This window comes from Acinetobacter sp. YH12200, from assembly GCF_013418175.1.
In the GTDB taxonomy this organism is placed as follows: domain Bacteria; phylum Pseudomonadota; class Gammaproteobacteria; order Pseudomonadales; family Moraxellaceae; genus Acinetobacter; species Acinetobacter pseudolwoffii.
The window spans coordinates 1-13966 of sequence record NZ_VPCO01000025.1 but is presented as its reverse complement, the minus strand read 5'-3'; the positions used below and the strand labels follow the sequence as shown (position 1 = coordinate 13966).

The 13966-nt window shown below is 45.0% G+C and carries 11 protein-coding genes and 1 pseudogene; 4 read left to right on the top strand and 8 right to left on the bottom strand.

The window, feature by feature from the left end; genetic code table 11:
• Positions 1-8: 8 nt before the first annotated feature.
• From FTU90_RS13645 to FTU90_RS13635, 3 genes are read right to left on the bottom strand one after another with little or no spacing between them, the layout of a single operon-like run.
• The gene (locus FTU90_RS13645) at positions 9-797 is read right to left on the bottom strand and encodes an enoyl-CoA hydratase-related protein (protein WP_005096901.1); all 789 of its coding nucleotides are present in this window, start codon (positions 795-797) and stop codon (positions 9-11) included.
• Between the two features lie 34 nt (positions 798-831).
• Positions 832-1755 (bottom strand): glyoxylate/hydroxypyruvate reductase A, encoded by a 924-nt coding sequence (locus tag FTU90_RS13640; protein WP_005096902.1) that lies wholly within the window; start codon positions 1753-1755, stop codon positions 832-834.
• Positions 1752-2507, bottom strand: a complete 756-nt coding sequence (locus FTU90_RS13635; RefSeq protein WP_180072865.1) for a class II aldolase/adducin family protein — start codon at positions 2505-2507, stop codon at positions 1752-1754. The genes FTU90_RS13640 and FTU90_RS13635 overlap by 4 nt, the downstream gene beginning before the upstream one ends.
• 110 nt (positions 2508-2617) lie before the next feature.
• Between FTU90_RS13635 and FTU90_RS13630 the strand changes: the two genes are divergently transcribed.
• Positions 2618-3055: a PaaI family thioesterase gene (locus FTU90_RS13630; RefSeq protein ID WP_005170934.1), complete on the top strand. Its 438-nt coding sequence runs from the start codon at positions 2618-2620 to the stop codon at positions 3053-3055.
• A gap of 126 nt (positions 3056-3181) precedes the next feature.
• On the opposite strand, the gene FTU90_RS13625 is transcribed toward FTU90_RS13630, so the two are convergent.
• The 3 genes from FTU90_RS13625 to FTU90_RS13615 are packed head-to-tail and all read right to left on the bottom strand — an operon-like array spanning position 3182 to position 6715.
• Positions 3182-4393, bottom strand: coding sequence for a 3-oxoadipyl-CoA thiolase (locus FTU90_RS13625; protein ID WP_159138115.1), 1212 nt, complete (start codon positions 4391-4393; stop codon positions 3182-3184).
• Positions 4394-4418: 25 nt separating this feature from the next.
• The gene (locus FTU90_RS13620; protein WP_100535109.1) at positions 4419-5939 is read right to left on the bottom strand and encodes a 3-hydroxyacyl-CoA dehydrogenase; all 1521 of its coding nucleotides are present in this window, start codon (positions 5937-5939) and stop codon (positions 4419-4421) included.
• 2 nt (positions 5940-5941) lie between these two features.
• Positions 5942-6715: an enoyl-CoA hydratase gene (locus FTU90_RS13615; RefSeq protein ID WP_005170924.1), complete on the bottom strand. Its 774-nt coding sequence runs from the start codon at positions 6713-6715 to the stop codon at positions 5942-5944.
• 447 nt (positions 6716-7162) lie between these two features.
• Between FTU90_RS13615 and FTU90_RS13610 the strand changes: the two genes are divergently transcribed.
• The 3 genes from FTU90_RS13610 to FTU90_RS13600 all read left to right on the top strand — a co-directional run bounded on the left by FTU90_RS13610 (position 7163) and on the right by FTU90_RS13600 (position 11171).
• On the top strand, positions 7163-8461 hold the full coding sequence (locus tag FTU90_RS13610) for an MFS transporter (protein WP_005170921.1): 1299 nt from the start codon (positions 7163-7165) through the stop codon (positions 8459-8461).
• Positions 8462-8688: 227 nt separating this feature from the next.
• Positions 8689-9954 carry a DcaP family trimeric outer membrane transporter gene (locus FTU90_RS13605; protein WP_005170918.1) on the top strand — a complete coding sequence of 422 codons (1266 nt, stop codon included), beginning with the start codon at positions 8689-8691 and terminating at the stop codon, positions 9952-9954.
• A gap of 17 nt (positions 9955-9971) precedes the next feature.
• The gene (locus FTU90_RS13600) at positions 9972-11171 is read left to right on the top strand and encodes an MFS transporter (RefSeq protein WP_005170915.1); all 1200 of its coding nucleotides are present in this window, start codon (positions 9972-9974) and stop codon (positions 11169-11171) included.
• A gap of 24 nt (positions 11172-11195) precedes the next feature.
• Here FTU90_RS13600 and FTU90_RS13595 read toward each other — a convergent pair whose 3' ends face one another.
• On the bottom strand, positions 11196-13781 hold the full coding sequence (locus tag FTU90_RS13595; protein ID WP_180072863.1) for an EAL domain-containing protein: 2586 nt from the start codon (positions 13779-13781) through the stop codon (positions 11196-11198).
• Positions 13782-13838: 57 nt separating this feature from the next.
• Positions 13839-13966 (bottom strand): annotated as a pseudogene (locus FTU90_RS13590) (IS481 family transposase); the annotation flags it as partial.

Genomic DNA, 13966 nt, shown 5'->3' with positions numbered 1-13966 from the left:
TGCTCTCCTTAGCATCCGGTAAATTGTGCAGGGCGTTTTTCGACAAAAGCCTGGACACCTTCTTTATAGTCCTGACTGCTCAGAGCTAGATATTGCAGGTTTTGTTCCAGCTCCAGTTGCTGGTCTATGTTATTTTCAGCACTGCGTTGCAAGGCCTGTTTGGTTAAAGCCAGCGCATAAGTCGGCTGTTGAGATAATCGGTGTGCAATGTCGTCGATATAAGCATCAAATTCTGTATCTGGAAGCATTTTCCAGATCATGCCCATTTCAGCGGCCTCTTTGGCATGCACCGGTTCCCCCAGAAAAGTAAGTGCCATGGCACGTGCATAACCGATTAAACGTGGCAACATCCAGGTGCCACCGGCATCAGGAATCAAGCCAATTTTAGAAAAGGCCTGAATAAATCGGGCACTTTCCTTGGCAATGACCAGATCACAGGCCAGCGCGATATTGGCACCTGCACCAGCAGCCACACCATTCACTGCTGCGATTACCGGTTTGGGACTCTGGCGGATCAGATTAATCAAGGGATTATAGTATTTGGCCAGCGAGCCTTGCGGTGGCAAAGGCACATTGCCGAGCTGTCCAGCACGTTCTTTTAAATCCTGTCCCGCTGAAAATGCCCGGCCATTACCGCGAATCACAATTACCCGAATATTCGGATCTGTATTCCAGTTTTTCAGCACCTGTTGCACTTCCTCATGCATTTGCTGGTTAAAACTGTTGAGTGAATCCGCGCGGTTAAAGCTTAAGGTTGCGACGCCTTGCTGAACCTGAGTTTGAATCGTTTTCCACATCATCAATTTCCTTATTTTTCCGGTATCCCTACAATTAATAGCCTTTATTAACATCTACCTGATGGCATAAATCCAGCCCGAGATTTAAACGTCGGTCATTTTCTAGAATCTGTTCCACCACCACAGACATGGGTGCATGTGAGGCAACATGTGGTGTAACAACGATCTTTTCATGCTGCCAGAATGGATGTTCAGCAGCTAATGGCTCCTGTTCAAATACATCGACAATTGCACCACGTAACTGGCTGGAATCTAATGCATTTAATAAATCTTGCTCAATTAAATGCTGACCCCTCCCGACATGAATTAATGCCGCCTGCTCAGGCAACCGCTGAAATAATTCAGCAGAAAGAATGCCGGTATTTTCTTCAGTGAGTGGCAGCAGGTTAATCAGAATCTGACTTTGAGCCAGGAATTCGGAAAGCTGTTCTTGGCCTACATAGCTTTTAACTTGATTAATGTCTTTTGGGGAATTCGACCAACCAGAGACTTGATAGCCCATGTCTGCGAAACGTTCTGCTACGTATCCACCCATATGCCCCAGTCCCATAATTCCGATCTGGATATGATGGCTATAACTTTGACGATACTGTTTCCATAGCTGCTGCTTTTGCTGCTGGATCATGCAGTCAAAATAACGCTGGAAATACAGCACGCCCCAGAGCAGGTAATCAAGCATGCCTTTTTGATGATGTGGATCCAGTACCCGGCAGACTGACTGGTCAGCTCTAATCTCGTTTAAATTTAAATGTTCGACCCCTGCAGCAATCGAATGAATTAGACCAAGTTCTGGAAGTTGCCGAAGTTTTTCCAGATCTGGAAACCACGAAGCTGCTGTGGTCGCCTGTTCAGCTTCCGGGCTGTCCACTGTACAGAAACTGCCAGCAGGCGCATATTTCTGAAAAGACTTGACCAGAATCGCCTCAATATTCGGCACAGTACTGGAAATCACAATCATGATGCATACTCCGTATATTGATGCTCAATCAGGGATAATGCAGCCTGCCAGGCACGCTGTAAAATCGGTTCAACTAAAGGACTGGCGAACTGCTTGGCAGTTTTAATTCGGACTTCTTCTGCTGGATAATGCAATTCAGCACCACCGCTTAAGGCCTTCACCTGTGCCTGACAGGCACGCTCCAGAAAATAAATTTCATGAAAAGCCCGTGCAATGGTTTCGCCAGCCGTTAATAGGCCATGATTACGTAAAATCATGGCACGATGACCAGCTAAATCCTCAATCAGGCGTTCCTGCTCATCTGTTGACAGTGCCACGCCTTCATACTCGTGATAGGCCAACTGCTGATAAAATTTCAGCGCATGCTGGGAAATTGGCAGAAGTCCATGTTTCTGGGCAGAAACGGCTATCCCATCTGCGGTATGTGTATGAATGACGCAATTCAGATGAGGATGTGCTTCGTGAATTGCGGAGTGGATCACGAAGCCAGCCATATTCACCGGCTTGTCCTGTTCATAGCTTTCTACGACCTGTCCTGCATGATTGATCTTGACCAGCGTTGAGGCACGCATTTTTTCAAAAGCGACGCCATACTGATTAATCAGAAAGCAGTCTGGCTGATCGGGCACTCTTAAACTGATATGGGTATCAATCAGGTCGGTCATCCGGTAATGCGCAATAATGCGATAAAGCGCTGCAAGCTCACAACGTGCCTGCCATTCAGCATCTGTAACCAGAGTTTTTATTGTCATGATTCCATCCTGGAAAAATATAGCATTTTGATCACTATCTGTTATATCATAATTTTAGAAAAACAGAATATTATTTCATAAGGCGAAATAAATCATTACAAGGAGTTGCTATGCCAACATCACAATTAAACGGACTTGAATATCTCACTGCCATCAAGAATGGGGAAATTTCCAGTTCAGCCATGAGTGAAATTATTCCCATGCGTCTAACGTTGGTGCGTGAGAACTATGTGGAATATGAAGTACGCCCCGATCAGCGCCATTACAATTTACAAGGTGGGATTCATGGCGGTTTTTGTGCAACGGTTTTAGACAGTGCGACCGGTGCTGCCGTGCATACGACGGTTGATGCCGGGGTAAGTTTTTCGACCATCGATCTGAATGTGAAAATGCTGAAAGCCATGAAAAGTGGTGAAACCTATACTGCCATTGGTGAAGTCATCCGGATCGGACGTAATGTACTCACTTCAGAAGGCCGGATTGTCGATAAAGAAGGTAAAGTTTATGCCTTTGGTTCAGCGACTTTATTGGTGACTGGACGCAAATAGTCTTTGAACTGATTTAAACATTCCCTGCATGTGCAGGGATTTTTATTTCTCTATCTATATAAATAGCGCAATAAAAAATGCCATGCATATCATCTATACATGGCATGAAGGTGATAACTCAAGCGGTTAAGCTGCTTCAGGGTTTTCAATCACCATTGCCAAGCCTTGACCCAGACCAATACACAGGCTGATCACGGCATATTTTTTACCGGTACGCTGTAACTGACGCGCAACGGTTAAAGCCAAACGCGCACCCGAACAGCCCAGTGGATGGCCAATCGCAATTCCGCCACCATTTGGGTTGACACGCGGATCATCAAAAGCAACATCCAGACCTTTCAGGCAAGACAATACCTGACTGGCAAATGCTTCATTGATCTCGATAATGTCCATATCGTCCAGCGTTAAGCCTGCACGTTTTACGGCTTTTTTGATTGCTTCAATTGGACCTGCACCCATGATGCGTGGCTCAATCCCAGCCGCGGCTGAAGACAGGATCCGCGCCAGAGGTTTTAAGCCGTACTGTTCCTGAACTTTTTCACTGCCGATCATCAGTGCTGCAGCGCCGTCATTGATACCTGATGCATTCCCCGCAGTCACCACCCCACCTTCAAATAGCGGTTTTAACTTGGATAATGCTTCAAATGTTGAAGAAGCACGTGGATGCTCATCTTCAGTGACCTGTTTAGGCGGCAATTTTCGTCCTTGAGAAACTTCAATTGGAGTAATTTCACCTGCAAAGAAACCTGCTTCTTTTGCTGCCTGATATTTTGCCTGTGATGCAGCGGCGAAAGTATCTGCCTGTTCACGTGAAATACCAAATTCTTCAGCCACATTATCACCAGTTTCCGGCATGCTGTGTGCGCCAAACTGTTCAGTGAATTTACGGTTCGGAAAACGGGTACCAATGGTCGTATCATAAATTTTGGCCTCACGTGAATACGCGCTTTCTGCTTTACCCATCACAAAAGGCGCACGTGACATGCTTTCTACACCACCGGCAATATACAGCTCACCTTCGCCTGCGGTAATCGCGCGCGCCGAATCAATCACTGCCCCTAGACCCGAAGCACATAGACGGTTGATGGTCTGTCCGGGCACAGTGACCGGCATACCGGCTAACAATGCTGCAAAACGTGCCACATTACGGCTATCTTCACCGGCCTGATTGGTGCTGCCAAAGATGACATCTTCTACATCTGCTGCCGGAATACCGGTTTTTTTCAGCAGATTTCTAATTACGGTTGCTGCCAGATCATCTGGACGGACACTTGCCAGACTTCCTGCATGGCGACCAATTGGTGAACGTAACCCATCATAGATATATGCATTTAACATGAATGTTATTCCTTTAACTTTTTAATTAATGTGTGCTATGGACAAGTGCTAAACCGAGCTGAACACGGCGACGCAGCCAAGGACTTGGACGGTAGCGCTGGTCACGGGTAATCGCGGTCATGCGATCCAGAATTTTCAGGATTTTTTCAGCACCCAATACATCACCCCATTCAATTGGGCCATGCGGATAACCGAGGCCTAATTTCACGGCAATGTTAATGTCTTCTACCGTAGCTACGCCTTGCTGGGCAATATCACAACCAAGGTTCACAATCATCGCCAAAGCACGCTGCGCCACAAAGCCGACACTTTCCTGAATTGTGCTCGCAGTCACGCCATCCAGATTAAAAATCGATTGTGCGGCATGAGTCAGTTCAGGCTTGGTCACAAGAGTTGGCATTAAAGTGCGATGTTTATTCAGACCATAGAGCAGGTCGATGCAGACCACTTGCTGAGGTGTCACCTGATAACGGACAGCGGCTGAAGTTGCATCTTCACCATAAGTGGCAATTAAGATTAAGGCATCTGCCGAAGGTGTTTCAGTTTGTTCGATCTGAATATTGAACTGTTGCAGATACTGCTCAAGCGCCTGACGATCTTCACTATATTCTGTGCCTAGCCAGACTGCTGGATAGTGATCGAGCTTTTCAACCAGTGTTGGAGCCACATCACCTACTTTGCTACCTGAAGTGTAATCATAGAAGCCTTTACCGGTTTTACGACCGAGCTGTTTGGCAATAAAGCGTTGACGGGTAATCACACTTGGACGGTAACGTGCTTCTTCATAATACTGGTGATAAATCGATTCACTCACCGGATGCGATACATCCATACCGGTCAGATCGCCTAGCTCAAAAGGTCCCATTTTAAAACCGATCCCATCGCGGTAAATCCGGTCAATCTCATAAAATGGCGTGACATTTTCATTCAGAATGGCATAGGCTTCACTGCCAAAGGCCCGACCGGCATGGTTAATGATAAATCCTGGGGTATCTTTGGCTTTGACCGGGCGATGTCCCATCTTGGTAGATAATTGAGTCAAGGCTTGCACAATATCAGCGCGGGTATTGAAGCCTTCGATCACTTCCACCACTTTCATCAGTGGTACCGGATTAAAAAAATGATAGCCGGCCACACGTTCCGGCTGACTGCAATTGGCAGCAATGGCACTGATCGATAATGAAGAGGTATTCGATGCCAGAATGGCTTCCGGTTTTACAAGCGCTTCCAGTTGCTGCATCAGCTTTTGCTTGATTTCCAGATTTTCGATAATCGCTTCAACAATCAGATCACAATCTTTCAAGTCTTCTAGCTGCTGCGCGATTGATAAATGGGCAATATCTTCAGCTGCTTTTTCGTGGCTAAACTTGCCTTTATCGGCCAGTGTATTCAGTGTTTTAGCCAGTTTTTCCTGCGCCTGTTCGGCTGCACCGGCTTTGGCATCAAATAACACCACATCATGCCCAGACTGAATGGCAATCTGGGCAATGCCTGCACCCATGGTGCCGACACCAATAATACCGATTTTCTGAATTTGAATGCTCATGCTTATCGTCCCTGATAATTCGGTTTACGTTTTTCAATAAAGGCCTGCATGCCTTCTTTCTGGTCTTCTGAAGAAAACAGCATCTGGAAAGACTTACGTTCCAGGCTAAGTCCGGCATTGAGCGGCACATCTTCGGCCAGTAATGCCACTTCCTTGATTTGCTCCAAGGCAATTGGCGGTAATTTTGCCAGACCTTCGGCCATCTTGATGGCAGTGGCAAGGGTTTCATTGTCCTCGGTCACTTGAGAGACCAGGCCAATTTGATAAGCTTCCGGCGCAGGTACCAGACAACCGGTCATGATGATGCGCATGGCATGAAATTTACCCACTGCACGGAATAAACGTTGAGTGCCACCTGCACCCGGCATCACGCCAACTTTCACTTCCGGTTGACCGAACTGGGCACTTTTTCCGGCAATAATAATGTCAGCATGCATTGCCAGTTCACAGCCACCCCCCAGTGCATATCCGTTTACAGCGGCAATCACCGGTTTTGAACACTGGGCAATAGCCTGCCAGTAACGTTCAGTACGGCGCTGCATCATCTGGATAGTTTCAGCAGTCGCTAATTCTTTCAGGTCGGCCCCTGCGGCAAAGTCTGTTTCGCCCCCAGTGAGAATAATGGCACGGATATTTTCATCATCATTGAGCTGTAGAAAAGCAGCAGCAAGTTTCTGACGTACTTCTGTATTCAAGGCATTTTTTGCTTCAGGCCGATGAATTTTAACCATCGCCACATGCGTCGAGATTTGCTCTATTTGAACGACCTGTTCCATTATAATCTCCATTTATTTTGTATAGCGAAACTTTATTTTGTATAAAACATATGATTTTTAGGTCATTAAATCAAGTTTTTTTAGTCCATAAACTCTAATAAGTTATTTTTTACTAAAAATAGAGTAAAAACTCTTGTTTGGCTAGTAATTTTATGATTAATTGATTTCGCAATACGGAATTAAATATTTTAAATGTAATTTGGTTGTTTATTTAAGTAAAAAATAACCACAGAGCAAAACTAAATATTGATTTGTGAAACATAAATCCTCAGTAAATGCTGATTTTTCAGCCTGGAAATTGAAAAAATCACTGCAGCCGGATGGTGGATACGGCTCAGGCAAACAGAAGCAATCTCCTTAGATCAAGGAAAATACGTTTCCGTGAGGAATAAAATAGATGTAGTGGCAGCATAGGAATGCTGTTTTTAATAAATAGAGGATATAAGAATGACAAGCGACACGATCGTCACAGGAGACAATAAAACACCTGTCTCTTCCGAGGACACCATTAAACAGGCACCAAAACGCCTGTGGATTACAGCTTTTATCTTTGCTTTCCTGATCTTGCTGTGTGACGGTGCGGATATTGGTATTTTGGCTTTCAGCCTGACTAGTTTAAAAGCAGAATGGGGTTTAAGCTCGATGCAGGCGGGTGCTTTAGGCAGCTGGTCTTTATTGGGTATGGGGATTGGCGGGTTTGTCGGTGGATGGGCCTGTGATCGATTTGGACGGGTTCGTGTGATTGTACTGGCAACCATCACCTTCTCCCTACTGTCTGCCTATTCAGGTTTTGCCCAGTCTTATACTGAATTTGCAATTTTGCGTACGCTTTCATGTCTGGGTTTAGGCTGTTTATATATTGCCTGCAACACCTTGATGTCTGAATATGTGCCAACCAAATACCGTACCACAGTATTGGCCACACTCATGACCGGTTTTACCTTGGGCTCGCTGGTGATTACCCTGCTGTCTGGCTGGATTATTCCCGAGTTTGGCTGGCGTATGCTGTACTGGATTACCATTGCACCACTGGCACTGGGTGTCTTGATGCACTTTATGGTGCCTGAGCCAGAATCATGGAAACGTGTCCGTGAAATGAAGCGTACGGGTCAGATCGTGGATAATGATGCCAAAAAAGGCAATCCATATGTCACCATTCTGAAAGACAAGACCCATGGCAAAATGTTTATCTTGTGGTCTTTCAGTTCCGGTTTCCTGCTGTTCGGTTATTTTGGAGTAAGCAACTGGTTACCGACATATCTGGAAGCTGAATTAGGCATCAAGTTCAAGGAAATGGCCCTTTATATGGTCGGTACTTTCCTGACCATGATCTTTGCCAAAGTGATTGCCGGCTATGTGGCAGATAAAATTGGCCGCCGCATCGTATTTGCTTTTGGCACCATGGGCACCGCGATTTTTATTCCAGTGGTGGTATATCTGCATACCCCTGAAAATATTGGTGTCTTAATGCTGATCTTCGGTTTCCTGTACGGTATTCCTTATGCCATTAATGCAACGTATTTAACTGAAAGCTTTCCGACCGGGGTGCGCGGTACTGCTGTAGGCGGTGCATTTAATATTGGCCGAATTGGTGCTGTTTTTGCTCCAATCACCATCGGTTATCTGGCGATGCATGGTTCAATCGGAACCGGCCTGATGGTGATGGGTGCAGCTTATTTCCTGTGTGGCCTGATTCCTGCCCTGTTTATTAAAGACCGTTTATACGATCCACAAAAAGCAGAATAACTGACCACCTGGAGGGCGGCTCAACAAACCACCCTCCTCACACTTCATCTTTTTTGACCTTGCAAGCCAATATCTGTTGTTAGCTGAACAGAATATTGCTCATTTGACGAGCACGATATTCATGCTTCGAAAGTCAAAATCACCTTTATTTAAATTTAAAAATTAAGGCAATCAAAAGGAAAGCGCTTTCCTTATTTACATCTGAAAATTTCTTTAGGGATTAAGAAATGAAAAAAATAGTATTAGTTACGCTGTGCAGTATCGCATCAGCACAGGCATTTTCAGCAGAGGTTTCTCCTGATCGTATCGAGTTTTTAGAAACGCAATTAAAGCAAATTCAGGCTGAGCTGGAACAACAAAAAGCAGCCCAGTTGTCCTTAAAAGCCCAACAGGAACAAACTAAAACTGCAGACTCCAAGACTTTAGGTTCAATGCTTGATAATGTCGATGTTTATGGCTTGATCCGTCTGGATGGCGCAGTAGATTTTAAGAGCACTACCGAAACGCGTGGCCGTACCATTAACCAGATCAATAAAGTACCTTTTACTGAACCGGATTCGGTACGTTCAGATTTCACTTTAGCAGCCAGCCGGATTGGTTTTCTGGCCAAAGATATTGGCGGTAATCCAAATGTATCGGCACGTGTAGAAGCTGACTTCTGGACCAATAATGGTAAAGGTGATGGCGGATTACGCATTCGTCATGCCCATTTTAAATATTATAACTGGACTTTTGGTCAGGCCTGGTCACTGATGTCTACACCTGAAATCAGTACAGAAGCAGTAGACTACAGTTTACTGCTCGGCGGTTCGGTTCTGCGTACGCCTCAAGTCAGTTATGCTTTCAAACTTGATCCGGAAAATACCTGGAATGTCGGCCTGGAATATATGGCAAGTGGCGACCGCTCATCTGCCTTACCGGCATTCACCAGCAAATATGTGCATCAGTCTGGTCCCTTACATTTATTGGCACAAGGCTTTGTCAATGAAAAGCAGGCTCAAACGGATACAGGTGATATTAATAAAATCGGCTGGGGCGTGGGCGTTGGTGGACGCTATCTTATTGATGATAAAAACTCGGTTCAGGGCAATTATTTTCATATCGTCGGGGATCAGCGGATTGCGGCCTATTTAGTTCAGGGCTCGACCGCCGATGGCGCAGCCTGGGGTGGTGATTATTCAGTTGATACTGCGAATGATGAACTTTTACTGAATTCATTTAACAGTCTGAATATCGGCTTTACCCATAAGTTCACACCAAAATGGCGGAGCAGCATTTCCGGCAGTCTGGTCGACTTTGATGACTCAAGTGAATATGCAAGAGCAAATCCGGAAAGTAATAAACGCTTAACCGACTATGTGGCCAATGTGATTTATTCTCCAGTTCCGAATATCAATCTGGGCGCGGAATATCATCATGGTAAACGCGAAACCTTTGATGCCAAAGAAGCTGATATTTCACGGGTAAATTTATCAGCGACCTATCGCTTCTAAAGTCTGAGGAGACAAGGATGTCAGCCCAAGGGCAACCCTCACGCCGTTTCATGTTTATGATGGCCATGACCTGCGCGCTCTGCGCAGGTTGTAATTACTTTAACCAGCCCTTAATTTATTCGATTGCCCAGGACTTAAATATAAGTGTGGCGCAGTCTGGCTGGACAGTGGTCCTGACTCAGATTGGCTATGCAGCCGGTCTGTTTTTGTTTGTGCCTCTGGGTGATTTATTTGAAAAGCGTTTATATATCTGTAGCCTGATGTGCTGTACCGGCCTGGCACTGATCGGACTGTCTGCCAGCAGTAATTTGCAGATGCTGTATGGCTTTACCCTGCTTGCCTCATTTTGTTCTATTAGCACCCAGATTCTGATTCCTTTTGCCGCCAATTTATCGCAGCGTGAAAAAAGTGCCGAAGTGGTGGGTCTGCTGATGAGTGGTGTTCTGGTCGGTATCCTGTTTGCCCGAACTGTATCAGGAATGATTTCTACCTTATGGTCCTGGCATGCCGTGTACTTATTAAGTGGTTGCGCCATTTTACTTTTAAGTATTGCGATGTGGTATCAGTTACCCAAAGCGAAAAGCCAGTTACAGATGAGCATTTTACAGATCTATTATTCCTTATTTACCTTTGCCAAGACCGAACCGATGTTGATGCGACGGAGTCTTATCGGCGGTCTGGGTTTTGGAATGCTGAGCATCATTTTTACCACCATGACTTTTATTCTGGCAGAAGCACCCTACCATTTTAATGACTTCCAGATTGGTCTGATGGGCGTCGTGGGGGTAATCGGGATCTGGTCTTCACAATGGACGGGGAAAATGATTGGCCGCCATCGGGAGAAGTGGCTGGCACAGCTCGCGACAGCTGGACTGATTTTGGCCTGGATTCCTCTGGCTTTTGCACAGCGCAGTTTATGGTTATATATTCTGGGCCTGATGATTGCCTATTTTGGCATTTCATCTTTACATGTACTCAACCAGAATCTGGTCTATCGGCTTTCAGTCCAAGCCCGCTCGCGTATTAATGCCATCTACATGACCTGTTATTTTTCTGGTGCCGGGCTTGGTGCATTTCTGTCTTTAAGTTTATGGAAAATCTATGGCTGGCCGGCCTGTGTAGCACTCGGTTTTCTATTTGCCTTGCTGATGTTTGTAATTAATTATTATGACCTGAATCAAAAACACAATTTGGTGAATATCCAGCCCAGACCTTAATCACTGTACTTTCACCTTGAATTTTTAATTTCTTTGCGGATGATCAGATTCCATGGATAAATAAAGAGGCTTTAATTCAGTTAAAGGCGCAGGTTTCGCATAAAAAAAGCCTTGTAGTAAATCACAGCCTTGTTGATAAAGTAATTGGGCTTGATTCAAGGTTTCCACACCTTCAGCCACAACATCTAAATCAAGCTGATGGGCCAGATGAATGATGGATTGAACAATTGCAGCATTCTGATCATCCAGTGTCAGTTCCTCGATAAAACTCCGATCTAGCTTGATCTGGTTGATCGGTAGGCGCCGTAGATAACTCAGGCTTGAATAGCCGGTCCCAAAGTCATCAATCGCGACTTGAACACCTAAAGCACGTACCGTTTTCAAAATTTCAATGGTGCGATCTGCGCCATTAATAATCACCCCTTCGGTAATCTCAATTTTGAGCAGTTCCGGAGGCAATTGACTGCTTGCAAGGACATGTTTAAGTATTTGCAGGAAACCTGCCCTGCGGAATTGGAGCGGAGAAATATTGACCGATACGGTGATCTGACGATTGTGCTGCTTGTTCCATGCAGCAATATCTACGCAGGCTTTTTCCAGAACCCACTGGCCTACACCGATAATTTGCCCTGTTCGTTCTGCAAGCGGAATGAAAACCGCAGGAGAAATATAACCCTGCTGCGGGTGCTGCCAGCGAATCAGAGCTTCTACGCCAGTCACCTGACCATTTGCAGGATTAATAATCGGTTGATAGAAAAGATTAAACTGTTTCTGGTTGATCGCTTGCATCAGTTCCATACGCAGATTTGCATAATCTATTTCTGGTGCAGGTTTCATATTGGTTTTTTCATACCATTGCCAGATATTTCGGCCTTGTCTTTTGGCTTCCTGCATCGCCAGAACAGACTGATAAATCAGCTCAGAAGAATGCTGAATCGAACTGTCATCTGCAACAATACCAATACTGGCACTTAAATGAATCTTGTATTCATCCACGATAAAAAGCTGGGACAGCAGCTCCAGCATTTTTTCAGCAATAGCCTCGACTTCACTTTGCGCATACTCACCTGACATGAGTAAAATAAATTCATCTTCGGCAAAGCGGCATAGCACATTGTTTTCCTGAGCGAAACCCTGCAAGCGCTCACCCACACTTTTCAGAATCTGGTCACCGACCAGATGTCCCAGACTATCATTAATATTTTTAAAGTCATCCAGATCTATATACAGCAGGATTAAAGGCTGTGCGCTATCGTGCCGCTGTGCAAAAACCTGCTCTAGAATCTGCTTGAAAGCATGCTGATTCGGCAAGCCGGTTAAATGGTCATGAGTGTGCTGATGCTTGATATATTCTTCATGAATACGCTGCTGGGTAATGTCTTCCTGAATCCCCAGAAAATGGGTGCAGTTTCCGTTTTGATCAAAAATCGGGCCAAGGGTCAAACGGTTCCAGAACCAGCTGCCATCCTTACAATAATTTTTGATGGTTACCTGCGCTTCTTGTTGTTGTTTTACTGCTTGCTGGAGTAACAAAATCTGATCTGCTGCCGTATCCGCTCCATATAGGAAAAAGCAACTTCGTCCCAGAACTTCCTGTTCGGTATAACCGGTGAGTTTCAGAAAAGCCGGGTTGACATATACCATCGACATTTTTTCCGAAACATCGGTGATAAAAATCCCATTTGGACTTGCCTCGACCCCACGCTTTAATAATCGTAGAGCTTCCTTATTTTTACGGCGTAAAGTAATGTCTCGTGCAATACCAATCACACCGGTAACTTTCTGGTTCTGGATAATCGGCAAATTGGTTAAATCCAGCCAGATAATATCTCCCTGAACGTTATAAATCGGAAGTTCATAATGTTGTGCTTTACCTTGCAGCGTTTCTGAAAATGAAACATTGGCAAGTTCCTGGAATTCGGTAGGTATAAATGCACAATAATGCTGGTTTTGAATTTGCTCCTCGGAAAAACCTGTAATTTCCTGGCAGGCAATGTTGGTATTAAGCACATAGCCCTGTAAATCCAGTTCAAAAATGATATCGGGATGATAGGTATAGAAAGAACAGTACTTTTCATTAATTGCCTGTCCTTTCTGCCGTTCATGATCAAGCTCGATCGCGAGTGCAACCAAATTCGCAGCTTGCTGTAACAGCCGGATATGAGACTCTGTCGGTATTTTAGGCGTTCGATAGTAAGTTGCAAAAGTGCCGTATAAAACATCCGATGCGCTAATGATCGGTGTTGACCAGCAGCTCGACAGTTTTTCTGCATTGATCAAAGCACGGTAAGACCTCCAGTTGGGATCTTTCATCAAGTGTGGACTAATGACGAGCTGACGCAAAAAGGCAGCCGTACCGCAAGTGCCTTGATCTGGCCCGATTTTTAAATCCTGGATTGCGCTGCAATATTCTTTTGAAAAGTGCTGTTTACCACTGATAAAGCTTAAGGTTTGCGTGTCTTCTTTATAGAGCATGATGGTGACAAACGCATCTGGAATACGCGATTCAAGCCACTGACTGATGATATCGAGAATAGGTTTAAGCTCGGTATGGCGGCCAATCAGGTTGAAAATATGAAAAATATCTTGTTCATCACAGTTACTATCCATGCAGAATATCACCTTCCTTAGCTTGCTAATATTCTAGACTTATTTTTAAAACAATCATTAGGTGTTTAGTCCCGGCATTTGATGGATCGGATCAATCTTAAAAAGTTCAGGTTCATCTGTCCACTGTTTGCAGATGAATTCGTAGGGAGTCAGGCCCCTGAGTGTTTTGAGTCTGCGGCCGAAGT